Source organism: Kitasatospora sp. NRRL B-11411, from assembly GCF_000721345.1.
GTDB classification, from domain to species: domain Bacteria; phylum Actinomycetota; class Actinomycetes; order Streptomycetales; family Streptomycetaceae; genus Kitasatospora; species Kitasatospora cineracea.
Genome location: NZ_JOGH01000103.1, coordinates 1 through 24,506, shown reverse-complemented (window position 1 = coordinate 24,506; position 24,506 = coordinate 1). Strand labels below are relative to the sequence as shown.

General features: G+C 73.0%; 19 protein-coding genes. 17 read left to right on the top strand and 2 right to left on the bottom strand.

Annotated elements, in window-relative coordinates:
* The 14 genes from IH44_RS0131270 to IH44_RS0131205 all read left to right on the top strand — a co-directional run.
* On the top strand, window positions 1-1,993 hold a 1,993-nt coding region (locus IH44_RS0131270), incomplete at its 5' end, for a penicillin-binding protein 2 (RefSeq protein ID WP_030463150.1).
* Window position 1,994: 1 nt separating this feature from the next.
* Window positions 1,995-3,674 (top strand): UDP-N-acetylmuramoyl-L-alanyl-D-glutamate--2,6-diaminopimelate ligase, encoded by a 1,680-nt coding sequence (locus tag IH44_RS0131265; protein ID WP_369795018.1) that lies wholly within the window; start codon window positions 1,995-1,997, stop codon window positions 3,672-3,674.
* The gene (gene murF, locus IH44_RS0131260; protein ID WP_030463148.1) at window positions 3,671-5,074 is read left to right on the top strand and encodes a UDP-N-acetylmuramoyl-tripeptide--D-alanyl-D-alanine ligase; all 1,404 of its coding nucleotides are present in this window, start codon (window positions 3,671-3,673) and stop codon (window positions 5,072-5,074) included. Before IH44_RS0131265 ends, murF begins: the two co-directional genes overlap by 4 nt.
* Window positions 5,071-6,132, top strand: coding sequence for a phospho-N-acetylmuramoyl-pentapeptide-transferase (gene mraY / locus IH44_RS0131255; protein ID WP_030463147.1), 1,062 nt, complete (start codon window positions 5,071-5,073; stop codon window positions 6,130-6,132). Before murF ends, mraY begins: the two co-directional genes overlap by 4 nt.
* Entirely contained in the window at window positions 6,117-7,559 is a 1,443-nt protein-coding gene (gene murD, locus IH44_RS0131250; RefSeq protein WP_198545074.1) for a UDP-N-acetylmuramoyl-L-alanine--D-glutamate ligase, read from the top strand. Before mraY ends, murD begins: the two co-directional genes overlap by 16 nt.
* 109 nt (window positions 7,560-7,668) lie before the next feature.
* The gene (gene ftsW, locus IH44_RS0131245; RefSeq protein ID WP_030463145.1) at window positions 7,669-9,036 is read left to right on the top strand and encodes a putative lipid II flippase FtsW; all 1,368 of its coding nucleotides are present in this window, start codon (window positions 7,669-7,671) and stop codon (window positions 9,034-9,036) included.
* 6 nt (window positions 9,037-9,042) lie between these two features.
* Window positions 9,043-10,149: an undecaprenyldiphospho-muramoylpentapeptide beta-N-acetylglucosaminyltransferase gene (gene murG, locus IH44_RS0131240; RefSeq protein ID WP_030463144.1), complete on the top strand. Its 1,107-nt coding sequence runs from the start codon at window positions 9,043-9,045 to the stop codon at window positions 10,147-10,149.
* Window positions 10,142-10,915: a cell division protein FtsQ/DivIB gene (locus tag IH44_RS0131235; protein ID WP_030463143.1), complete on the top strand. Its 774-nt coding sequence runs from the start codon at window positions 10,142-10,144 to the stop codon at window positions 10,913-10,915. Before murG ends, IH44_RS0131235 begins: the two co-directional genes overlap by 8 nt.
* Before the next feature lie 334 nt (window positions 10,916-11,249).
* Entirely contained in the window at window positions 11,250-12,467 is a 1,218-nt protein-coding gene (gene ftsZ, locus IH44_RS0131230; protein WP_030463142.1) for a cell division protein FtsZ, read from the top strand.
* Complete coding sequence (gene pgeF, locus IH44_RS0131225) at window positions 12,464-13,198, top strand: peptidoglycan editing factor PgeF (protein WP_030463141.1); 735 nt, start codon at window positions 12,464-12,466, stop codon at window positions 13,196-13,198. The genes ftsZ and pgeF overlap by 4 nt, the downstream gene beginning before the upstream one ends.
* Window positions 13,195-13,983 carry a YggS family pyridoxal phosphate-dependent enzyme gene (locus tag IH44_RS0131220; protein ID WP_030463140.1) on the top strand — a complete coding sequence of 263 codons (789 nt, stop codon included), beginning with the start codon at window positions 13,195-13,197 and terminating at the stop codon, window positions 13,981-13,983. Before pgeF ends, IH44_RS0131220 begins: the two co-directional genes overlap by 4 nt.
* Before the next feature lie 194 nt (window positions 13,984-14,177).
* Entirely contained in the window at window positions 14,178-14,801 is a 624-nt protein-coding gene (locus tag IH44_RS0131215; protein WP_030463139.1) for a cell division protein SepF, read from the top strand.
* A 76-nt stretch (window positions 14,802-14,877) separates the two neighbouring features.
* The gene (locus tag IH44_RS0131210; RefSeq protein ID WP_030463138.1) at window positions 14,878-15,168 is read left to right on the top strand and encodes a YggT family protein; all 291 of its coding nucleotides are present in this window, start codon (window positions 14,878-14,880) and stop codon (window positions 15,166-15,168) included.
* 46 nt (window positions 15,169-15,214) lie between these two features.
* On the top strand, window positions 15,215-16,537 hold the full coding sequence (locus IH44_RS0131205) for a DivIVA domain-containing protein (RefSeq protein WP_030463137.1): 1,323 nt from the start codon (window positions 15,215-15,217) through the stop codon (window positions 16,535-16,537).
* Between the two features lie 222 nt (window positions 16,538-16,759).
* Here IH44_RS0131205 and ileS read toward each other — a convergent pair whose 3' ends face one another.
* Complete coding sequence (gene ileS / locus IH44_RS0131200) at window positions 16,760-19,891, bottom strand: isoleucine--tRNA ligase (protein WP_030463136.1); 3,132 nt, start codon at window positions 19,889-19,891, stop codon at window positions 16,760-16,762.
* 587 nt (window positions 19,892-20,478) lie between these two features.
* Here ileS and IH44_RS0131195 point away from each other — a divergent pair.
* From IH44_RS0131195 to IH44_RS0131185, 3 genes are all read left to right on the top strand, one after another.
* Window positions 20,479-20,982 carry a TraR/DksA family transcriptional regulator gene (locus IH44_RS0131195; protein ID WP_035956970.1) on the top strand — a complete coding sequence of 168 codons (504 nt, stop codon included), beginning with the start codon at window positions 20,479-20,481 and terminating at the stop codon, window positions 20,980-20,982.
* Between the two features lie 136 nt (window positions 20,983-21,118).
* A complete protein-coding gene (lspA, locus tag IH44_RS0131190; protein WP_369795019.1) occupies window positions 21,119-21,811 on the top strand; it encodes a signal peptidase II in 693 nt (230 codons plus the stop codon).
* A gap of 113 nt (window positions 21,812-21,924) precedes the next feature.
* On the top strand, window positions 21,925-22,794 hold the full coding sequence (locus IH44_RS0131185) for a DUF3592 domain-containing protein (protein WP_030463133.1): 870 nt from the start codon (window positions 21,925-21,927) through the stop codon (window positions 22,792-22,794).
* Between the two features lie 11 nt (window positions 22,795-22,805).
* Here IH44_RS0131185 and IH44_RS0131180 read toward each other — a convergent pair whose 3' ends face one another.
* Window positions 22,806-24,323, bottom strand: a complete 1,518-nt coding sequence (locus IH44_RS0131180; RefSeq protein ID WP_030463132.1) for an FMN-binding glutamate synthase family protein — start codon at window positions 24,321-24,323, stop codon at window positions 22,806-22,808.
* Window positions 24,324-24,506: the final 183 nt, after the last annotated feature.

Sequence of the window (24,506 nt, the reverse complement as noted above, 5' to 3'; positions counted from 1 at the left end):
CGCCGCCGCCGGGCACCGCGAGGTCGCCCCGCCGCGCCGCCCGAGCGCCCGCCCGGCCCGCCGTCCGGCGCCGCGCCGCCCGGCCCCGTCCGCGCCCCGCAGCATCAAGCTGGCCGATCCGCGGCGCCGGCTGCGGCTGGTGACGGTCTGTCTGCTGCTGGTGTTCGCCGTCTTCGCGGGCCGGCTGGTGCAGTTGCAGCTGCTGGACTCCGACGCGCTGGCGGCCGCCGCGGGCGCCAACAAGTACGTGCGGGTGTCGCTGCCCGCCGAGCGCGGCTCGATCACCGCCGCGGACGGCACCGTGCTGGCCACCTCGGTCGACGCGTACGACATCACCGCCGACCCGACCATGTTCACCCCGGAGTCCTCCCACCTGCCGGACGCCCCGGAGCAGGCCGCGGCGCTGCTCGCGCCGATCCTCGGGCAGCCGAAGGAGAAGCTGGCCGAGAAGCTGCACCCGAACAGCAAGAACCCGAAGAGCCAGTACGCGCTGCTGATGGCCCGGCAGACCCCGGCGGCGAAGAACCAGATCGCCGACCTGAAGGCCGCGCTCACCAAGCAGACCGACACCGCGGCCTGCCGCGCCCAGGTCCAGCTGCTCAAGAAGCCCGCCGACAAGGGCGGCCGGCAGTTCCTGGACGCGGCCTGCGTCAACCCGCTGGCCGGGATGTTCTGGGAGCAGTCGACCCGGCGCAGCTACCCGGCGGGCGGCCTGGGCGCCAACCTGGTCGGCTTCGTCAACGCCGAGGGCACCGGCACCGGCGGCCTGGAACTGCAGTACCAGCAGCTGCTGGCCGGGCAGGACGGCCACTCCACGTACGCCGCGTCGGGCGGCCGCCGGGTCGCCACCGCGGGCGGCGCCCGGCAGGACCCGGTGCCCGGCACCGACCTGCGGCTGACCGTGAACCCGGACATCCAGTGGGCCGCCCAGCGGGCCATCACCGACCAGGTGGCCAACGCCGGGGCGGAGAAGGGCTACGTGATCGTCCAGGACGTGAAGACCGGCCAGGTGCTGGCGATGGCCACCTCGCCCGGCTTCGACCCGAACGACCTGTCCTCGGCCCGCGCCGACCAGCTCGGCAACGCCGCGCTGCAGGACGCCTACGAGCCCGGCTCGACCGCGAAGCTGATGACCATGGCGGCGGTGCTGGACACCGGCAAGGCGAACTGGGACACCCACGTCGAGGTGCCCAACACGCTGCAGCGGGCCGACCGGGTGTTCCACGACGACGTCGACCACGAGACCTGGTACCTGACCCTGGCGGGCGTGCTCGCCAAGTCCTCCAACATCGGCACCATCGAGGCCGCCGAGCACCTGGGCGCCACCCAGGCCGAGTCCAACAAGGTGCTGGCCGACTACCTGGACCGGTTCGGCATCGGCAAGCCCAGCGGCCTGGGCTTCCCCGGCGAGACCCGCGGCATCCTGGCCAAGCCCGAGGACTGGAACGGCTCGCAGCAGTACACCATCCCGTTCGGCCAGGGCCTGTCGGTGAACGCCCTGCAGGCCACCTCGGTGTTCTCCACCATCGCCAACGGCGGCGTGCGGGTCGCCCCGAGCCTGCTGGCCGGGACCACCGGCCCGGACGGGAAGTTCGCCCCGGCGCCGGCCGGGGCGCAGAACCGGGTGGTGTCCGAGCAGACCGCCAAGACGCTGACCGAGATGCTGGAGTCCGTCGTCACCGACGAGCAGGGCACCGGCAACACCGCGAAGATCCCCGGCTACCGGGTGGCGGGCAAGACCGGCACCGCCAACCGGGTGGACCCGAAGACCGGCAAGTACTCCGGGTACACCGCCTCCTTCATCGGCTTCGCGCCCGCCGACCAGCCCCGGGTGACGGTCTCCTGCGTCATCCAGAACCCGGTCAACGGGCACTTCGGCGGGCAGCTGTGCGGGCCCGTCTTCAAGCAGGTGATGGAGTTCACCCTCAAGTCCCTCCAGGTCCCGCCGAGCGGCAGCGAGGCGCCGAACCTGCCCGTCGACTGGAAACCCTGAGATGAGCGACACCCCAGGGCGCGGACCGCGCCGTGTGAGCAGCGTCACGGAGCAGGCCCGGTTTGGCCCCGGGGGGCGCGGGGCCGATAGCCTTCCGGCCGTGCCGAAACCCGATCAAACCTCCGCGATCCCGCCCCGACCCGGCCGCACCGCGGCGCTGCCCCTCGCCGAGGCGGCCCGGCTGCTCGGCCTGGACCCCCTGGAGGGGCCCGCCGTCACCGGCGTCACCCACGACTCCCGGGCAGTGCGCCCCGGCGACGTGTACGTGGCCTTCCCCGGGGCCAACCACCACGGCGCGGCGTTCGCCGCCGGCGCGGTCGCGTCCGGCGCGGTCGCGGTGCTCACCGACGCCGCCGGGGCCGAACTGGCCGCCGACGCCGGCGTCCCGCTGCTGGTGGTGGACAGCCCGCGCGAGGCGATGGGCCCGCTGGCCGCCGCGGTGTACGGCACGCCCAGCGCGAGCATGCTGATGATCGGCCTGACCGGCACCAACGGCAAGACCACCACCTCCTACCTGGTCGAGGGCGGCCTGCGCGGGGCCGGCCGGCTGCCCGGCGTGATCGGCACCGTCGAGATGCGGGTCGGCGAGGAGCGGATCAAGTCCGAGCGCACCACCCCCGAGGCCACCGAACTGCACGCCGTGCTCGGCGTGATGCGCGAGGCCGGGGCCGACGCGGTGGTGATGGAGGTCTCCAGCCACGCGCTGGTGTACGGCCGCACCGACGGCGTGGTCTACGACGTCGCGCTGTTCAACAACCTGACGCCCGAACACCTCGACTTCCACCCCGACATGGAGGACTACTACCGGGCCAAGGCCCGGCTGTTCGAGGAGGGCAAGTCCCGCCGGGGCGTCGCCAACCGGGACGACTCCTACGGCCGCCGGCTGGCCGCCGAGGCCCGGATCCCGATGACCACCTTCTCCGCGGCCGGCGACCCGGCCGCCGACTGGCGCGCCGCCGACGTCCGGCTCGGCCCGTCCGGCTCGACGTTCCGGGTGCTCGGCCCGGACGGCGAGCGGGCCGACGCCTCGGTGCCGCTGCCCGGCCCGTTCAACGTCGCCAACGCGCTGGGCGCGATCACCGCGCTGGTCACCGCCGGCGTCGACCTGGACGCCGCGGTGGCGGGCGTCGCCGGGGTGGCCGGGGTGCCCGGCCGGCTGGAGAAGGTCGAGGCCGGGCAGGACTACGTCGCCGTGGTCGACTACGCGCACAAGCCGGACGCGCTCAGCGCCGTCCTCGCCTCGCTGCGCGAGGTCACCAAGGGCCGGCTGCACGTCGTCGTCGGCTGCGGCGGCGACCGCGACCCGTACAAGCGCGGGCCGATGGGCGCCATCGCCGCCCGGCTCGCCGACACCGCCGTCCTCACCAGCGACAACCCGCGCTCCGAGGACGCGCTGGCGATCCTGGCCACCATGCTGGCCGGCGCCGCCGAGGTGCCCGAGCCGGAGCGCGGCGAGGTGCTCGCCGTCCCCGACCGGGGCGAGGCGATCGCCCTGGCCGTCGCCCGGGCCCACGCCGGCGACACCGTGCTGGTGGCCGGCAAGGGGCACGAGCTGGGCCAGTACGTGAAGGGCGAGGTCCGCCCGTTCGACGACCGGCAGGTCCTGCGGACCGCGATCGAGCAGCAGGGCGCCAGCGACCGCAACAACGAGCGGGCGAACAACGCGGAGGTAGACCGGTGATCAGCCTGACCCTCACGGAGGCGGCGCAGGCCGTCGGCGGGACGCTCGACAGTGCGGACCCGCAGGCGTCGATCACCGGCGCCGTGGTGCACGACAACCGGCAGATCGAGCCCGGCGGGCTGTTCGTCTGCGTGGCCGGCGAGCGGGTGGACGGCCACGACTTCGCGGCGAAGGCCGTCGCCGACGGCGCGGTCGCGGTGCTCGCCACCCGGCCCGTCGGCGTGCCCGCGATCCTGGTGGACGACGTGGTGGTGGCCCTCGGCCGGCTCGCCCGCGCCGTGGTGGCCCGCTCCGCCGAGGTGCGGATCGTCGGCCTGACCGGCTCCTCCGGCAAGACCTCCACCAAGGACCTGATTGCCCAGGTGCTGACGAAGCACGGCGAGACGGTCTACGCGGCGGGCAACGCCAACAACGAGATCGGCCACCCGCTGACCGCGCTGCGGATCAATCCGACCACCCGTCACCTGGTGCTGGAGATGGGCGCCCGGCACAAGGGCGACATCGAGTACCTGACCGGCATCACCCCGCCCACCGTCGGCCTGGTCCTCAACGTCGGCTCCGCGCACGTCGGCGAGTTCGGCTCCCGCGAGGGCATCGCCGAGGCCAAGGGCGAGATGGTGGAGGCCCTTTCGCCCGAGGGCGTCGCCGTCCTCAACGCCGACGACCCGCTGGTGCGCGCGATGAGCAGCCGCACCAGGGCGAGGGTCGTGCTGTTCGGGGAGTCCCCGGACGCCCACGTCCGGGCCACCGGAGTTCGCCTGGACGCCACCGGGAGGCCGCAGTTCACGCTCAGCACCCCGGCCGGTTCCGCACCCGTGCAGCTGCGCCTGTACGGTGAGCACCACGTCTCGAACGCCCTCGCCGCCGCCGCGGTGGCGGTGGAGCTCGGGATGCCCGTCGACCGCGTCGCCGAAGCACTCAGCGAGGCGGGTGCGCTGTCCCGCTGGCGCATGGAGGTGGTCGACCGGGCCGATGGCCTCACCGTCGTCAACGATGCCTACAACGCGAACCCGGAGTCGATGCGGGCCGCGCTGCGGACCCTGGCGACGATGGCGGGCACCGGCCCGGAGCGCCGCCGCACCTGGGCGGTGCTCGGTGAGATGCGGGAGCTCGGCGAGGACAGCCTCGACGAGCACGACACCATCGGAAGACTCGCGGTGCGGCTGGACATCACCAAGCTGGTGGCGGTCGGCGGACGCGAGGCGGCCCGGATGGAACTGGGCGCGAGGAACGAAGGTTCGTGGGGTGAGGAGTCGGTGCTGGTGTCCGACGCGGACGCGGCGATCGAGCTGCTGCGCAGTCAGGTCCGGCCGGGGGACGTGGTCCTGGTGAAGGCCTCCCGTTCGGTGGGGCTGGAGAGGGTCGCCGAGGCGCTGCTCGCGGACGGTGCCGCGAAGTGAAGCAGATCCTCTTCTCCGGCATGATCGGCCTGGTGCTGACCCTGCTCGGCACCCCCGCCCTGATCAAGCTGCTCGCCAAGCACGGCTACGGCCAGTACATCCGGGACGACGGCCCCAAGGCGCACCACAGCAAGCGCGGCACGCCCACCATGGGCGGCATCGCCTTCATCCTGGCGACACTGATCGCCTACTTCGGGACCAAGGCGATAACGGGCGAGATGCCCACCGCCTCCGGCCTGCTGGTGCTGTTCCTGACCACGGGCCTCGGCCTGGTCGGCTTCCTGGACGACTACATCAAGGTGGTCAAGCGCCGCTCGCTGGGCCTGCGGGCCAAGGCGAAGCTGCTCGGCCAGTCCTTCGTCGCCCTGGCCTTCGCCATCCTGGCCATGCAGTTCAGCGACAGCCGGGGCCTGACCCCGGCCTCCGACCACCTGTCCTTCGTGCAGGACTTCAAGTGGTCGATCGGCCCGGTGCTGTTCGTCATCTGGGCCTACTTCATGATCGCCGCGATGTCGAACGGCGTGAACCTCACCGACGGCCTCGACGGCCTGGCCACCGGCGCCTCGGTGATGGTGTTCGGCGCCTACACCTTCATCGGCCTGTGGGAGCACGGCCAGAACTGCGCCTACGCGATCAAGGCCACCGCCTCCTGCTACGACGTCCGCGACCCGCTGGACCTCGCCGTGGTCGCCGCCGCCCTGATGGGCTCCTGCTTCGGCTTCCTGTGGTGGAACACCTCGCCCGCGAAGATCTTCATGGGCGACACCGGCTCGCTGGCCCTCGGCGGCGCGCTGGCCGGCCTGGCCATCGTCTCCCGCACCGAGCTGCTGCTCGCCATCCTCGGCGGCCTGTTCGTGATCATCACCCTTTCGGTGATCATCCAGGTCGGCTCGTTCCGGATGACCGGCAAGCGCGTTTTCAAGATGGCGCCGCTCCAGCACCACTTCGAGCTCAAGGGCTGGAGCGAAGTCCTGATCGTGGTCCGGTTCTGGATCATCCAGGGCCTGTGCGTCGCCGTCGGACTCGGACTCTTCTACGCGGGATGGGTGACCGGATGAACAACCCGGAGTGGGCCGGACTGCCGGTCGTCGTGGCGGGACTCGGCCTCTCCGGGATCAGTGCCGCCCGCGTCCTGCACGGGCTCGGCGCGCACGTCACCGTGGTGGACGGCGGTGACGGCCCGGGCCTCGCGGCCAAGGCCGCCGCCCTCACCGAGCAGGGCGTCACCGTCCGCCTCGGCGACGGCGCCACCTTGCCCGAGGGCACCGCCCTGGTCGTCACCTCGCCCGGCTGGGCCCCCGACAGCCCGCTGTTCGCGGCCGCCGACGCGGCCGGCGTCCCGGTCTGGGGCGACGTCGAACTCGCCTGGCGGCTGCGCACCCCGCACCCCGCCACCGGCGAACCGGCCCCCTGGCTGGCCGTCACCGGCACCAACGGCAAGACCACCACCGTCCAGATGCTGGCCTCCATCCTCACCGCCGCGGGCAAGCGCACCGCCGCGGTCGGCAACGTCGGCGTCTCGGTGCTGGACGCCGTGCTCGCCGAGGAGCCGTACGACGTGCTGGCCGTCGAACTCTCCAGCTACCAGCTGCACTGGGCGCCCTCGCTGCGGGTGCACTCCGGCGCGGTCCTCAACCTCGCCCCCGACCACCTCGACTGGCACGGCTCGATGGAGGCGTACGCCGCCGACAAGGGCCGGATCTACGAGGGCAACCAGGTCGCCTGCGTCTACAACCTGGCCGACCCGGCCACCGAGGCGCTGGTCCGCGAGGCCGACGTCGAGGAGGGCTGCCGGGCCGTCGGCTTCGGCCTCGACGCGCCCGCCGTCTCCAACCTCGGCGTGGTCGACGGCCTGCTGGTCGACCGGGCCTTCGTCGCCGACCGGGCCAACGCGGCCGCCGAACTCGGCGCCGTCGCCGACGTCAACCCGCCGGCCCCGCACAACATCACCAACGCGCTGGCCGCCGCCGCGCTGGCCCGCGCCTACGGCGTCGACGCCAAGGCCGTCCGGGACGGGCTGCGCGCCTTCACCCCCGACGCGCACCGGATCGCGCACGTCGCCGAGCTCGACGGCGTCACCTACGTCGACGACTCCAAGGCCACCAACACCCACGCCGCCGCCGCCTCGCTGGCCGCGTACCGGCCGGTGGTGTGGATCGCCGGCGGCCTGGCCAAGGGCGCCACCTTCGACGAGCTGGTCGCCGACGCCGCGCCCCGGCTGCGGGCCGCCGTGCTGATCGGCCAGGACCGGCAGCTGATCCGCGAGGCGCTGGAGCGACACGCCCCGCAGGTCCCGGTCTTCGAGCCCGCACCGGGCCAGACTGGCGCCGGAGCGATGGCCTCGATCGTCGCGGCCGCGGCCGCCGCCGCCGAGAAGGGCGACACCGTCCTGCTGGCGCCCGCCTGCGCCTCGATGGACATGTTCACCAACTACGGTGAGCGCGGCGACCTGTTCGCCGCCGCCGTCCGGGCCCTGCAGCCCTGAGCCACGCACCCCGAGGTCGCGCCCGCCGGCGGCTCACCGCCCGGGCGCGGCCTCGCCGTCGGAGGACCCCCGGCGCGTTCCCGTCCGTGACCCGAACCGTGAGGAGCCCGTGGTGCCGACCAGGGAGAAGGAGCCGCCGCAGGGCCTCCAGCTGATCTCGGCGACCACCACCACCTTCAAGTCGGCCGGCCCGATCGCCCGCTTCCGGGCCGCCCGGGAGCGGTTCGGCTACCTGATGGCCCGCCCGCTGACGCCGTACTACCTGATCCTGGGCGCCGCGCTGCTGCTGGTCGTGCTGGGCCTGGTGATGGTGTTCTCCGCCTCGCAGAGCGTGGTGGTCGAGTACGGCCTGCCGATGACGTTCTTCTTCCGCAAGCAGCTGATCGCCCTGCTGCTCGGCGGGGCGATCGCCGTGGCACTGACCCGGGCCCCGGTCCGGGTGCTGCGGGCCGCCGTCTACCCGCTGCTGTTCGGCGTGGTGGGCGCGCTGGTGCTGGTGGCCATCCCCGGCGTCGGCGTGCGGATCAACGGCAACCGGAACTGGATCAGCCTGGGCTTCTTCCAGGTCCAGCCGTCCGAGTTCGCCAAGCTCGCCCTGCTGCTGTGGGCGGCCGACCTGCTGGCCCGCAAGCAGCGCACCCACATGCTGGACCAGTGGAAGCACCTGCTGGTCCCGCTGGTGCCCGGCACCGTCGTGCTGATGATGCTGATCATGATCGGCGGCGACATGGGCACCACCATGGTGCTGATCGCCATCCTGTTCGGCCTGCTCTGGATGGTCGGCGCCCCGCTGCGGCTGTTCGCCGCGACCCTGGGCATCGCGGTGGTCGCCTGCACCGCGCTGATCATCACGGTGCCGCACCGGCTGGGCCGGCTCTCCTGCGTCGGCGTCACCAAGCCCGACCCCTCGATGGACTGCTTCCAGGCCCTGCACGGCCTGTACGCCCTGGCCGCGGGCGGGCCGTTCGGATCCGGACTGGGCGCCGGGGTGGAGAAGTGGGGGCAACTCCCGGAGGCCCACACCGACTTCATCTTCGCCGCGACCGGCGAGGAGCTCGGCCTGGTGGGGACGCTGTCGGTGCTCGGCCTCTTCGCGGCACTAGGCTACGCGGGTATCCGAGTGGCCCTCGGCACCACGGACCCGTTCGTGCGGTACGCGGCGGGCGCCGCCACCACGTGGATCATGGCTCAGGCCGTGGTCAACCTGGGGTCGGCGCTGGGACTCCTGCCCATCGCGGGCGTCCCGCTGCCGCTGTTCTCGTACGGCGGTTCCGCGATGCTGTCGGCCATGTGCGCCGTCGGGCTGCTGCTGTGCTTCGCACGCAGCTCCCCGGCGGCGAAGGCAGCGCTGGCTGCCCGGCCCCGCAGATGGCGAAAAGGGGCCAACTCCCGGTTCGGGCCCGTCCTGGACCGGGTGCTGCCAGGTAGGAAAACCACAGCGCGCAAGGCCCCCCGGCCGCCGCGCAGGGAGCGGTGAATTTCGGTGCATGTCGTACTCGCCGGCGGCGGGACCGCCGGTCACATCGAGCCGGCCATGGCGCTCGCGGACGCGCTGCGCAGGCACGACCCGTCCGTCGGGATCACCGCCCTCGGCACCGAGCGCGGCCTGGAGACCCGGCTGGTCCCCGAGCGCGGCTACGAGCTGGCGCTGATCCCGGCCGTGCCGCTGCCCCGCAAGCCCACCCCGGAACTGATCACCGTCCCGGGCCGGCTGCGCGGCACCGTGCGCGCCGCCCAGGAGGTGATCGAGCGGGTCAACGCGGACGCGGTGGTCGGCTTCGGCGGCTACGTGGCGATGCCCGCCTACCTGGCGGCCAAGCGGGCCGGCGTCCCGATCGTGGTGCACGAGGCCAACGCCCGCCCCGGCCTGGCCAACAAGATCGGCGCCCGCTACAGCGACTTCGTCGCGGTCTCCACCCCGGACTCCAAGCTGCGCGACTCCCGGTACATCGGCATCCCGCTGCGCCGCACCATCGCCACCCTGGACCGCGGCACCGTCCGCCCGGAGGCCCGGCACCACTTCGGCCTCGACCAGCGGCTGCCCACCCTGCTGGTCTCCGGTGGCTCGCAGGGCGCCCGGCGCCTCAACGAGACGGTGCAGGCGATCGCGCCCCGGCTCCAGCAGTACGGCGTGCAGATCCTGCACGCGGTCGGCCCGAAGAACGAGCTGCCGACCATCGACGACATCCCCGGCATGCCGCCGTACCGGGCGCTGCCGTACCTGGACCGGATGGACCTGGCCTACGCGGCGGCCGACATGATGCTCTGCCGGGCCGGCGCGATGACGGTGGCCGAGCTGGCCGCGGTGGGCCTGCCGGCCGCGTTCGTGCCGCTGCCGATCGGCAACGGCGAGCAGCGGCTGAACGCCCAGCCGATGGTCAAGGCGGGCGGCGGCCTGCTGGTCGACGACGCCGAGCTGACCCCGGACTGGGTGCTCAAGAACGTGCTGCCGGTGCTCACCGATCCGGCCAAGCTGTGGGAGATGTCGCGCTCCGCCGCCGAGTTCGGCCGCCGGGACGCCGACGACCTGCTGGTGCAGATGGTGTACGAGGCGATCGAGGCCGCCCGCGGCGGCCGCCGCCGTGGCTGACGAGGAGTACGAGGAGGAGCTGGGGGAGGAGGGCGGCCCCGCCCGCCCGCCCCGGCTCCGCCTGTCCCGCCGGGGCGTCGCGGTGCTGGTCGCGCTGGGCGTGCTGGTGGCGGGGGCGCTCGGCTGGACGGTGTTCTTCTCCTCCGCCCTGGACGTCCGGGGGGTGGCCGTCCAGGGCCTGGACTCGGGCCGGTTGACCCAGCAGGACGTCGAGCGGGCGCTCGGCGGCACCGCCCGCGGCCCGCTGGCCCGGGTCGATCTGGACGAGGCCCGGGCCGAGGTGGCGAAGGTGCCCCGGGTGGCCAGGGCCGAGGTCTGGCGCGGCTGGCCGCACACCCTGCGGGTGAAGGTCATCGAGCGCCGCCCGGTGGCGGCGATCCAGCACGAGGGCGGCGGCTTCGTCCAGGTCGACGCGGACGGTGTGGAGTTCGCCACCGAGCCGCAACCCCCCGCCGGCGTCCCGGTGGTGGCGCTCGACCTGAGCGGGCCCGCGCAGGACGCGCTGTCCGTGATCGACCGCCCGACCCTGGTCCGCGCGGCCGTCACGGTGGCGGCCGGCCTGCCGCCGGAGGTGGCGCAGCAGGCCGGTTCGCTCACGGTCCACTCCTACGACGACATCCGGCTGAAACTGGCCTCCGGCGCGACGGTGCGCTGGGGCAGCGCGCAGGACACCGGTCGGAAGGCGAAGGTGCTGACCGCCCTGCTCGGTCGGAAGGCGTCGAATTACGACGTGAGTGCGCCGGATGCCCCGGCGGTGTCCGGCTGATCCGGTAAGTTCTGTAGCCGGGGGCGGTATTGACGGAGTCACGGCTCCGGTCCGACCCTTGGTGGTCACCCCGGTTTCACCGTGGGGTCGATGATCACATAGGCTCAAAAGAAAAAGGGAAGCTCGGCGTGTTCGTTGAAACGCGCGCCGGTTGCGACCTACTGTCCTGTGTCAACGAGCTGTGCTCGACACCGAGGTGACACCGGCACAGCCATAACCCTCAACCTCAAGTTTAGGGTTCGGGTTGGAACCACGTGCTTCCCACCCATCGACATCCGTCGGCCTTCACAATCCAGGGGAGCCGACCCGGAAATTCGAGGCGAGAGGCCCCGACGTGGCAGCACCCCAGAACTACCTCGCGGTCATCAAGGTCGTCGGCATCGGCGGCGGCGGAGTCAACGCCATCAACCGGATGATCGAGGTCGGGCTCAAGGGCGTCGAATTCATCGCGATCAACACCGACGCCCAGGCGCTGCTGATGAGCGACGCCGACGTGAAGCTCGACGTCGGCCGCGAACTCACCCGCGGCCTCGGCGCCGGAGCCAACCCCGAGGTCGGCCGGAAGGCCGCCGAGGACCACCGGGAGGAGATCGAGGAGGTCCTCAAGGGGGCCGACATGGTCTTCGTGACGGCCGGCGAGGGCGGCGGCACCGGCACCGGCGGCGCGCCGGTGGTGGCCAACATCGCCCGCTCGCTCGGTGCCCTCACCATCGGCGTGGTCACCCGGCCGTTCACCTTCGAGGGCCGCCGCCGGGCCAACCAGGCCGAGGACGGCATCGCCAGCCTGCGCGAGCAGGTGGACACCCTGATCGTCATCCCCAACGACCGGCTGCTGTCGATCTCCGACCGCCAGGTCTCGGTGCTGGACGCGTTCCGCTCCGCCGACCAGGTGCTGCTCTCCGGCGTGCAGGGCATCACCGACCTGATCACCACCCCCGGCCTGATCAACCTGGACTTCGCGGACGTGAAGTCGGTCATGTCGGACGCCGGTTCGGCGCTGATGGGCATCGGTTCGGCCCGCGGCGAGGACCGCGCCAAGGCCGCCGCGGTGATGGCGATCTCCTCGCCGCTGCTGGAGGCGTCCATCGACGGCGCCCGCGGCGTGCTGCTCTCCATCTCCGGCGGCTCCGACCTCGGCCTGTTCGAGATCAACGAGGCCGCCCAGCTGGTCAGCGAGGCCGCCCACCCGGAGGCGAACATCATCTTCGGCGCGGTCATCGACGACGCGCTCGGCGACGAGGTCCGGGTCACCGTGATCGCCGCCGGGTTCGACGGGGGGCAGCCGCCCGCCATCGTCCGCGAGCCGGTGGTCAAGTCGACCTCCTCGTCCGCGGCGTCCTCGTCCGCCCCGGCCCCGGAGCGCCCGGCCACCCGCCCGTCCTACGGCTCGATCGGCTCGGTCACCCGCGCCGAGGAGCCCTCGCGCACCGCCGAGGCCCCGGCCCCGGTGACGGCCGCCGCCCCGCCGGTGCCGCCGCAGGTGCAGCCGGTGCGGCAGCCGTACGTCGAGAGCCCCGCGGAGGAGCTCGACGTGCCGGACTTCCTCAAGTGATCCATACGTTCTCCCGACACGGTGCTCACTTCGCCTCCACCACCCGGTGGGGCGGGGTGAGCACCGCGCCGTACGGGGAGCTCAACCTCGGCGGCGCGGTGGGCGATTCGTCCGAATCCGTCAAGCAGAACCGTTTCTTCGCGGCCGGGGAGCTGGGGCTGGATCCGGCCGATGTGGTCTGGATGAACCAGGTGCACGGCGCCGAGGTCGCGGTGGTGACGGAGCGCCAGCCCGAGGGCACCGCCCCGACCGTCGACGCGGTGGTCACCGACCGCCCGCTGGCCCTGGCCGTGCTCACCGCCGACTGCACCCCGGTGCTGCTGGCCGACCCCGCCGCCGGCGTGGTCGGCGCGGCGCACGCGGGCCGGCCGGGCCTGGCCGCCGGGGTCGTCCCCGCGGTGGTCGCCGCGATGCGCGAACTGGGCGCCCGCCCCGAGCGGATGCTGGCCGCGATCGGCCCCGCGGTCTGCGGCCGCTGCTACGAGGTGCCGGAGGCGATGCGCGCCGAGGTCGCCGCGCTCGTCCCGGCCGCGCACGCCGAGACCTCCTGGGGCACCCCCGCGCTGGACGTCCCCGCCGGGGCCGCCGCACAGCTCGCCGCGGCGGGCGTGCAGGATGTGGTCCGATCATCCGTCTGCACCCTCGAATCGCCGGACCACTACTCCTACCGCCGGGAGCAGCGGACCGGCCGACTCGCGAGCTACGTCTGGCTGGGGCCCTCACACTCATGACGAACGACATCTACGGTCCGTTCCCGGGCGGACCGGACTTCGCCGCCGCCCTCACCGAGGGGCAGCGCGCCCGCTACGAGCAGCTCGGCGCCAACCTCGACGTGGTCGAGCGCCGGATCGCCGACGCCTGCGCCGCGGCCGGGCGCCCGCGCGCGGAGGTCACCCTGATCGTGGTGACCAAGACCTACCCGGCCGAGGACACCGCGCTGCTCGCCGGGCTCGGCGTCACCGACGTGGCGGAGAACCGCGACCAGGACGCCGCCCCCAAGGCCGAGCGCTGCGTCGAACTCCCGCTGACCTGGCACTTCGTGGGCCAGTTGCAGACCAACAAGGCCCGCTCGGTGGTCCGTTACTCCGACGTCGTGCACTCGGTGGACCGGGCCCGGCTGGTCGACTCGCTGGCCGCCGCCGTCCGCGCCGCCGAACGCCCGCCGCTGGGCTGCCTGGTGCAGGTGGCCCTGGACAAGGAGGCCGGGGAAGGAGAGCACCGCGCGGGCGTCGCCCCGGCCGAGGTGCTCGCGCTGGCGGAGAAGATCGCCGACACGCCCGGGCTGCGGCTCGACGGCGTGATGACGGTCGCCCCGCTCGCCGGCCCGCTGGCGGGCGACCCGGCGCGCGCCTTCGCGCGGCTGGCGGAAATCGCAAGCGACGTACGCGCGGCCCATCCGGCTGCAACCATGGTCTCGGCAGGGATGAGCGGGGACTTGGAGCAGGCGATCGCCGCCGGAGCGACACACGTACGCGTCGGTACGGCGGTACTCGGAGTGCGGTCACCGCTCGGGTAACGTCACCGAGTAAGTAGATCAGACTGCAGGACAAAATAGGACAGAACCTAGCAGATGATCAGTCTGCAGGTAAACCGTGGATCGCATCCGAGCGCCTCTCCGCGGTCTGACGGACCGTCGGCCTGACAGATCGTAGGGGAACCGCGGCATCCGCAGGGCGACACGGTGGGCGCATGAGCGGAGGAGACAGCAGCATGGCCGGCGCGATGCGCAAGATGGCGGTCTATCTCGGTCTGGTCGAGGACGAGACCTACGACAGCCAGGGGTACGACCCCGACGACGACTACGACGCGGACCCGGAGCCGATCCGCACCGGCCGGACCGAGGACCTCCGGGCCGCGCCCGCCCCCGCTCCCGCCGCGCCCGCCCCGCAGCCGGCGCCCGTGGCGCACATCGCGCCCCAGCCGGTGCCCGCCGCGGTGCCGATCCGGCAGGAGCAGCCGCGGATGGCTCCCGTGTCGTCCATCACATCCGAGCGCCACCGCAACCTGGAGAAGAGCACCCCGGTGATCATGCCCAAGGTCGTCAACGAACGAGAGCCGTACCGCATCACCACGCTGCACCCGAGGACCTACAACGAGGCCCGTACCATCGGGGAACAGTTCCGCGGCGGGACGCCCGTGATCATGAATTTGACCGAGATGGACGACACGGACGCCAAGCGGCTCGTAGACTTCGCCGCTGGACTGGTCTTCGGTCTGCACGGCAGTATCGAGCGCGTGACACAGAAGGTGTTCCTGCTGTCGCCTGCTAACGTCGATGTAACGGCGGAGGACAAGGCTCGGATCGCCGAGGGTGGGTTCTTCAACCAGAGCTGACCCGACCACGACTACATGTGTGGGTCTGTTGACAGAGCGTCACTGACGGTACGTCGGACAGGGAGAGGGAGACGCGATGGGGATCTTCGGTTCGGTGCTCTACTGGGTGCTGACCGTGTTCCTGCTGATCCTGCTCTTCCGACTCGTCATGGACTGGGTGTTCCAGTTCGCCCGTTCATGGCGTCCCGGGAAGCCCATGGTCGTGGTGCTGGAGGCCACGTACACTGTCACGGATCCGCCACTCAAGCTTCTTCGGCGTTTCATTCCGCCGTTGCGTCTCGGGGGCGTGGCGCTCGACCTGTCCTTCTTCGTACTGATGATCATTGTGTATGTCCTGATCTCGCTCGTGCAGCGCCTGTCGTTCTGAACGATGCGACAGGATGCCGGTCCGACGATCACGTTGAGGTGAAGAGATGCCATTGACCCCCGAGGACGTTCGGAACAAGCAGTTCACGACCGTCCGGCTGCGCGAAGGCTATGACGAGGACGAGGTCGATGCCTTCCTCGACGAGGTCGAAGCCGAGCTGACCCGCCTGCTGCGCGAGAACGAGGACCTGCGCGCCAAGCTGGCCGCCGCCACGCGTGCCGCCGCGCAGAACCAGGCGAACATGCGCAAGGAGCAGCAGGCTCCGCAGGACGGCGGCCGCCCCGGCGCTCCCGTCCCCGCCGCCATATCCGGCCCGCCGGTGCCCGGTCAGCAGGGCCCCGGTCCGCAGCAGCTCGGCGGCCCCCAGCAGCTCGCCGGCCCCCAGCAGGGGATGGGCAACCAGCAGGGCATGGGCAACCAGCCGCTCGGCCTGCCCTCCGGCGCCCCGCAGCTGCCTGCCGGTCCGCAGCAGGGCATGGGCGGCCCGATGGGCAACCCGATGCAGCAGCAGATGGGCCAGACCATGGGCGGCCAGCAGCAGTTGGTCCAGCCGATGGGCGGCCAGATGCTGCAGCCGATGGGCAACCCGATGCAGCAGCAGATGGGCCAGACCATGGGCGGGCAGCAGCTCCAGCCGATGGGCGGGCAGCAGCTGCAGCCGATGGGCGGCCCGATGGGCAACCCGATGCAGCAGCAGCAGAACCCCGGTGGCGACAGCGCCGCCCGCGTCCTGGCGCTCGCCCAGCAGACCGCGGACCAGGCCATCTCCGAGGCCCGTTCCGAGGCCAACAAGATCGTCGGCGAGGCCCGCAGCCGCGCCGAGGGCCTGGAGCGGGACGCCCGTGCCAAGGCCGACGCCCTGGAGCGGGACGCCCAGGAGAAGCACCGCGTCGCGATGGGCTCGCTGGAGTCCGCCCGCGCCACCCTGGAGCGCAAGGTCGAGGACCTGCGCGCCTTCGAGCGCGAGTACCGCACGCGGCTGAAGTCCTACCTGGAGACCCAGCTGCGCCAGCTGGAGTCGCAGGCGGACGACTCGCTCGCCCCGCCGCGGATCCCCGCCACCGCGTCGCTGCCGCCGGCCGCGTCGTCGATGGCGCCCGCCGGTGCCAGCGCGATGTCCTCCCCGGCGCCGTCCTTCGGCTCCACCCCGTCCTTCGGCGGGAACCAGTCCTTCGGCGGTTCCTCCTTCGGCGGTTCGTCCGGCGCCCCGTCCTTCGGCGGTGCCTCGGCGAGCAGCGGCAACGGGGCGATGGCGCCGGCGGGCATGACCCAGCCGATGGCGGCCGTGCGGCCGCAGCCCCCGCAGCCGATGCAGCAGGCGCCCGCTCCGATGCGCGGCTTCCTGATCGACGAGGACGGCGACAACTAGGCGCTCCGCGACGCGTCACCGAAAGGGCGCCCTTGGCCTTCACGGCTGGGGGCGCCCTTCGCCGTGCGTACGCCGTGCGGGCGGGGCCGTCAGCGATGATCGCGAGGAGGGTGGTGGTTCGCCGCCTCCTCGCGACCTCGCCGAGGTGCCCGGTCGGGCGCGCAGTTCCCCGCGCCCCCGGCTGTCGCCTTCTGCCGGGGGGCGCGGGGAACTGCGGGGGGATCAGGCCTTGCGGAGGGTGAACTCCAGGGCGAGGTTCTCGTCGGTGAAGCGCGGGGCGTCCGGGTCGGTGAGGGTCAGGCCGAGGGACTCGGCGAGGACCTCGGCGGCGATCATGGACTGGTGCTCGGTGAGGCCGGCCCGGGTCTCCGGGTCGGTGCTGGTGAGCTGGAGGTGGATCCGGTCGGTGATCTCCAGGCCGGAGTTCTTCCGGGCGTCCTGGATCTGCCGGATCGCGTCGCGGGCCACGCCGAGGCGCTTGAGCTCGGGGCTGATCGCCAGGTCGAGGGCGATGGTGGCGCCGGACTCGTTGGCGACGGACCAGCCCTCGCGCGGGGTCTCGGTGATGATCACTTCCTCGGGGGAGAGCGCGACGCTCTCGCCGTTCAGCTCGACCGAGGTGGTGCCGGTGGCGCGCAGTTCGGCGGAGAGCCGGGCGGCGTCGGCGGCGGCGACGGCCTTGGCGACGTCCTGGACGCCCTTGCCGAAGCGCTTGCCCAGCGCCCGGAAGTTGGCCTTGGCGGAGGTGTCGACCAGCGAGCTGCCGACCTCGGCGAGGGACTCCAGGGCCAGCACGTTGAGCTCGTCGGCGATCTGGGCCCGCAGGTCGGCGGGGACCTCCTCCCAGCCCTGGGCGGCGATCAGCGCGCGGGACAGCGGCTGGCGGACCTTGACGCCGGACTCGGCGCGGGTGGCCCGGCCGAGCTCGACCAGGCGGCGGACCAGTGCCACGTGGCGGGACAGCTCGGCGTCGACCAGCGTCTCGTCGGCGACCGGCCAGCTGCTGAGGTGCACGGAGAGCGGGGCGTCCGGGGTGACCGGGACGACCAGGTCCTGCCAGACCCGCTCGGTGATGAACGGGGTGAGCGGGGCCATCAGCCGGGTGACGGCCTCCAGCGCCTCGTGCAGGGTGGCCAGCGCGGCGGCGTCGCCCTGCCAGAAGCGGCGGCGGCCGCGCCGGACGTACCAGTTGGACAGGTCGTCGACGAAGCCGGACAGCAGCTTGCCGGCCCGCTGGGTGTCGTACGCCTCGTAGGCGGCGTCGACCTCGCGGACCAGGGTGTTCAGCTCGGAGAGCACCCAGCGGTCGAGCACCGGGCGGTCGGCCGGGGCCGGGTCGTTCGCGGAGGGGGACCAGCCGGCCGCGCGGGCGTACAGGGCCTGGAAGGAGACGGTGCTCCAGTAGGTGAGGAGGGTCTTGCGGACCACCTCCTGGATCGTGCCGTGGCCGACCCGGCGGGCCGACCAGGGGGAGCCGCCGGCGGCCATGAACCAGCGGACGGCGTCGGCGCCGTGCTGGTCCATCAGCGGGATCGGCTGCAGGATGTTGCCCAGGTGCTTGGACATCTTGCGGCCGTCCTCGGCCAGGATGTGGCCCAGGCAGACCACGTTCTCGTAGCTGTTCCTGTCGAAGACGAGCGTGCCGACGGCCATCAGCGTGTAGAACCAGCCGCGGGTCTGGTCGATCGCCTCGGAGATGAACTGCGCCGGGTAGCGCTTCTCGAACAACTCCTTGTTGCGGTACGGGTATCCGTACTGCGCGAACGGCATCGAGCCCGAGTCGTACCAGGCGTCGATCACCTCGGGCACCCGGACCGCGGTGGTGGAGCACTGCGGGCAGGGGAAGGTGACCTCGTCGATGTACGGGCGGTGCGGGTCCAGGCCGGACTGGTCGGTGCCGGTCAGCTCGGAGAGCTGGGCGAGCGAGCCGACGCAGGTCAGGTGGTCGTCGGCGCAGCGCCAGATCGGCAGCGGGGTGCCCCAGTAGCGGTTGCGGGACAGCGCCCAGTCGATGTTGTTGTTCAGCCAGTCGCCGAAGCGGCCGTGCTTGACCGTCTCCGGGTACCAGTTGGTGGCCTCGTTCTCGCGGATCATCGCGTCCTTGACGGCGGTGGTCCGGATGTACCAGGACGGCTGCGCGTAGTAGAGCAGCGCGGTGTGGCAGCGCCAGCAGTGCGGGTAGCTGTGCTCGTACGGGAGGTGGCGGAACAGCAGGCCGCGGGCCTGCAGGTCGGCGACCAGGGTCTCGTCGGCCTTCTTGAAGAACACCCCGCCGACCAGCGGAACCTCGGGCGCGAAGGTGCCGTCGGTCTCCACCGGGTTGACCACGGGCAGGCCGTAGCGGCGGCAGGTGGCGAGGTCGTCGGCGCCGAAGGCGGGCGACTGGTGGACGATGCCGGTGCCGTCCTCGGTGGTGACGTAGTCGGCGGTCAGCACGTAGTGCGCGTCCGGGATCTCCACCAGCTCGAACGGTCGCCGGTAGGCCCAGCGCTCCATCTCGGCGCCGGTGAAGGACTCGCCGGTGGCCTCCCAGCCCTCGCCGAGGGCCTTGGCCAGCAGCGGCTCGGCGACCACCAGGCGCTCGGTGCCGTCGGTGGCGACCACGTAGGTCACCCCGGGGTGGACGGCGGCAGCGGTGTTGGAGACCAGCGTCCACGGGGTGGTGGTCCACACCAGCAGGGCGGCGGTGCCGGCCAGCGGGCCGGAGGTGAGCGGGAAGCGGACGAACACCGAGGGGTCGACCACGGTCTCGTAGCCCTGGGCCAGCTCGTGGTCCGAGAGGCCGGTGCCGCAGCGCGGGCACCAGGGGGCGACCCGGTGGTCCTGGACCAGCAGGCCCTTGTCGAAGATCTGCTGCAGCGACCACCAGACCGACTCGATGTAGGACGGGTCCATGGTGCGGTAGGCCTGGTCGAGGTCGACCCAGTAGCCCATCCGCTCGGTCAGCTCGGCGAAGGCGTCGGTGTGTCGGGTCACCGACTCGCGGCACTTGGCGTTGAACTCGGCGATGCCGTACTTCTCGATGTCCGGCTTGCCGGAGAAGCCCAGCTCCTTCTCCACCGCGAGCTCGACCGGCAGGCCGTGGCAGTCCCAGCCGGCCTTGCGGGCCACGTGGTAGCCCTTCATGGTGCGGAAGCGCGGGAAGACGTCCTTGAAGACGCGGGCCTCGATGTGGTGCGCGCCCGGCATGCCGTTGGCGGTGGGCGGGCCCTCGTAGAACACCCACTCGGGGCGGCCCTCGGACTGCTCCAGGCTGCGCTGGAAGACCTGGTTGTCCTGCCAGAAGGACAGGATCCCGTGCTCCAGCGCGGGCAGGTCGACGGCGTTCGGGACGGCGTTGTAGACGGGGGGCATGGCGGGCGTTCAACCTCCGGCGGATGCGTGGACTGGCTCCGACGGAGGGACGAGACGGCGAGCCGCCCCGCGGTACCACCCTCCTTGACCGCGCGCGCTGCGGCCCTCTCTTTGGGTTTTGCGGCCGGTTCTACTGGGCCCGCTCGCGCGGGCCGTTCTTCCGGCGGCTCCGGGGTGATCTTCCCGCCGCGCACACCCCCGGGCTCCCACCGCCCCCGGGTCGCTCCTGGCTGCGTACGTCGGTACTCGTCCCATCTGCGCCTTGCAGGGCCCAGTGTATCGGCCCCCGCAAGCCGCTTTGCGCACCCGCGAGCCGGGGGCCGGGTGGTTAGCCGGGGGCGATCTGGGCACAACTTGTGCAGCGCCGGCCCGACGGCGGCTGCGCGGGTGGGATCGGTGAGGCGCTTCGGTATGTCCCGTTGTGGGGCGATTCGATGGGGTTTATCGTTCCGGGACCGGCAAGATCGTCGGGAACCGACGCTTCTGATCATTCGTGAATGAGGTCGAAAGCCATGGCTGAGAAGGCGACAGGAACCGTGACCAGGAGGTCGCGCGAGGCCGTGGCGGGCGACCCAGGGGAGGGGACCGTGAGTACTGCGCGGCGAAAGACCGGCACCACCGGACACACCGCGGCGAGCAGCCGCACCCACGTGCCGGCGGGCGCGGGAGCCCGCGGCGGCGCCGAGGCGGTGGACCCGGCCGAGCTGCCGGTCCGCCCCGGCGAGGACCCGTGGACGGCCGAGGAGGTCGCCGAGCTGCACGAGGAGCTGGCCGCCGACATCGTCCGCCTGCGCGCCGAGATCGAGGCCTCCGAGGCCGCCGTCGCCGGTCTGATGCGGGACTCCAACGACGGCGCGGGCGACGACCAGGTCGACGCCGGCACCAAGAACATCAACCGGGAGAGCGAGCTCGCGCTCGCCAGCAACGCCCGCGACAGCCTCGCCCAGACCGAGCGCGCCCTGGCCCGGCTGGAGGGCACCGGCTTCGGCCTGTGCGAGTCCTGCGGCCAGCCCGTCGGCAAGGCCCGCCTGCAGGCCTTCCCGCGCGCCACGCTCTGCGTCAGCTGCAAGGCCAAGCAGGAACGCCGCTGACCGCGGATGCCGGTCGGCCGTCCCCGCGGGCCGGAGGTTTCCGGCCGCGGCGGCCAACGGGGCGGGTGGTGCCGTACCCTCGTCCCCAGTACGTCGACCGGCATTCCACCCGGCATTCCACACGGCAGCGGAGCGGATCATCAGCACGCCAGGTTCCCACCAGACCCAGGACGACGCCGTCCCCACCGCCCGACCCAGCGGGGCGGGTGAGCCGGTGAGCCGCCCGGCGGCCGAGCCGGAACACCCGGCCGGGGAGGCCGGCGCGACCGCGGCCGAGGGCGCCCGCGTGGTGGTCCGCCGCCGCCGGATCGGCCTGCTGCTGGCCGTCGCGGTGCTCGCCTACCTGATCGACCTCGGCTCCAAGCTGCTGGTGGTCTCCGAACTGGAGGGCCGCAGCGAGCCGATCAAGGTGATCGGCGACTGGATGACCTTCCAGGTGATCCGCAACGGCGGCGCCGCGTTCGGCATGGGCCAGGCGATGACGGTGCTGTTCACCGCGATCGCGGCCGGCGTCATCGTGGTGATCTGGCGGATCGCCCGCCGCCTGTACAGCCTGCCCTGGGCGATCGCGCTGGGCCTGCTGCTCGGTGGCGCGCTCGGCAACCTCACCGACCGGCTGTTCCGCTCCCCGTCGGTGTTCCGCGGGCACGTGGTCGACTTCATCTCGGTCCAGCACTTCGCGGTCTTCAACCTGGCCGACTCGGCGATCGTCTGCGGCGGCATCCTGGTGGTGCTGCTCTCCTTCCGCGGCTCCAACCCGGACGGCACCGTGCACGGCGCCCCGGCGAAGAAGGAGCCGGCGGAGCAGGACGGCGGCGGCGAGGGCTGAGCCCGCCCCGCGCCCGCGGTGCCCGCCGGACCCGGTCCGGCGGGCACCGGTGTGTCCGGGGCCGTCCGATCGGGCAGGGTGCTCCGGGAGAGGGCGGCGGCCGGGGAGGGCGCATGGGGTGGGACTGGTTCCTGCGGCTGTGGTGCGCGGCGTGGGGCGCGGTGGCGCTGGTCGGCGCGGTGCGCTCGCTGGCCGGGGTGACGAAGGCGCAGCGGACCGTCCGGCTGGCCGGGCGGATCGAGCGGGTCGGCGAGGTGCGGCACGGCGCCTCGCGGATCGGCGGCATCCCGGTGACGGTCTCCTGGCGGGACCCGGACACCGGGCGGGAGGTCGTCGTCCAGGGCGACGACGGGCGCGGCGAGACGCTCACCGCGGCCTGGGCGGGCCGGGAGATCGGGGTCAGCCACCCCACGGGCCGACCCGCCGAGCACCGCTTCGCCAACGCCCCCGAACCGCCCTCGCGCGGGCTGGCGGGCCCGGCGGGCGCGCTGTTCGCGGTGTACGCGGGCCTGGTGGCGCTGGCCGCCGTCCGCTGGGCCTGGCCGTGGGCGCTGGTCGGCGGCGCGGGCCCGTGGGCGCTGTCCGGCCTGGGGCACCTGCCGGGGACCGTCCGGGACCGGCGGGCGAAGCGGGAGCGGCTGGCCGCGATGGACGCGGTGCCGGGGCGGATCGTCGCCGTGTTCCGGGACGACCGGGTCGACGAGGACGACGGCTCGACCCTCACCACCCTCACCCCCGTCGTCGCGTTCACCACCCGCGACGGCACCGAGGTCACCGCGCACTGCACCGCGCACCTGGCCGACCCGGCGCGGGCGCGCGGGCGCGAGGTGACGGTGCACCACACGCCCGCGGACCCGGCCGAGTTCACCCTGGACCCGGCGGCCGACCGGCGCTCCTGGGCCTGGGACGTCGCGGTGCACGTCGCCGCCGTGGTGGTGCTGGCGGCGACGGCGGCGGTCGGCGTGGCGCTGCTGGTGCGCTGAGGCCGGACGGCTCAGGCGGTGAGCAGGCGGGTGATCTCCTCGGCGAGCTCCGGGCCGAGTCGGCCCCAGCCCTCCTTGTAGCCGTAGACCGAGGCCAGCGTGCGGGCCTCGTAGTCGCCGTTCAGCACCTCGATGTCCTCGGGGGTGATCAGCGACGGGTGGGCGACGCCGACGGCCGAGGAGACCTTGGTCAACTCCCGGCGCAGGGTGCGCAGGTAGACCGCGGCCCGGGTGGCCTTGGAGGCCGGGTCGATGCCGCGGGCCAGCCACGGGTTCTGGGTGGCGATGCCGGTCGGGCAGCGGTCGGTGTGGCACTTCTGGGCCTGGATGCAGCCGATCGACAGCATCGCCTCGCGGGCCACGTTGACCATGTCGGCGCCCAGCGCGAAGGCCACCGCGGCGTTCTCGGGCAGGCCGAGCTTGCCGGAGCCGATGAAGGTCAGCCGGTCGGTCAGGCCCAGCTCGGCGAAGGTGCCGTAGACCCGGGAGAAGCCCATCCGGAACGGCAGCGACACCGAGTCGGCGAACATCCGCGGGGCCGCGCCGGTGCCGCCCTCGCCGCCGTCGACGGTCACGAAGTCCACGCCGCGGTCGCCGCGGGCCATCATCGAGGCCAGCTCCTGCCAGAAGCCCAGCTCGCCGACCGCGCTCTTGATGCCGACCGGCAGGCCGGTCTCGGCGGCCAGCAGCTCGACGAAGTCCAGCATCGAGTCGGCGTCGCCGAACGCGCTGTGCCGGGACGGCGAGGCGCAGTCCTGCCCGACCGGGATGCCGCGGATCGCGGCGATCTCCGGCGTCACCTTGGCGCCCGGCAGCATGCCGCCCAGGCCCGGCTTGGCGCCCTGCGAGAGCTTGATCTCGATCGCCCGGACCGGGGCGGACGCCACCACCTCCTTGAGCTTGCCGAGGTTGAAGCTGCCGTCCTCGTTGCGGCACCCGAAGTACGAGGTGCCCAGCTGCAGCACCAGGTCGCCGCCGCCCTTGCGGTGGTACGGGGACAGGCCGCCCTCGCCGGTGTTGTGCAGCGCGCCGGCCTGCGCCGCGCCCTCGTTCAGGGCGGTGATCGCGGCGCCGGAGAGCGAGCCGAAGCTCATCGCGGAGACGTTCACCACGCTGGCCGGGCGGAACGCCCCGGCGCGCCCGCGCGGGCCGCCCAGCACCTTGGCCGAGGGCAGCGGCGCCTGCGGGTCGTGGGCGTCGGGCAGCGGGCCGGCGAAGGTGCGCTGCTTCAGGTAGGCGTGGCCCTGCACGTGCGCGACGTCCACCTCGGTGCCGAAGCCGAAGTAGTTGTTCTCCTCCTTGGCGGAGGCGTAGATCCAGCTGCGCTGGTCGCGGCTGAACGGACGCTCCTCCTCGTTGGAGGTCACGATGTACTGCCGCAGCTCCGGGCCGATCCGCTCCAGCAGGTAGCGGGCGTGCCCGGCCACCGGGAAGTTGCGCAGCAGCGCGTGCCGCTTCTGGAGCAGGTCGCGGGCGGCGAGCGCGGCCACCGCGGCCGCGGCGGCGGTGCCTATCGTGCGGGCCTTCATGGGACTTCCCCCTCGTGTTCGGCCCCGTCCCCGTTGACCGGGCCGTCGTGTGGTGGTGCAGACCGATGCTAGGAGGCGGACCCGGGCGGTCGGCGGCCAGGGTGCGGAGGGGGCCTGGAGGGGGCCCGGAGGGGCTCCGGCCGGTGCGCGGCGGGGCCTCGGGCGGGGCGGTGGGACGGGGGC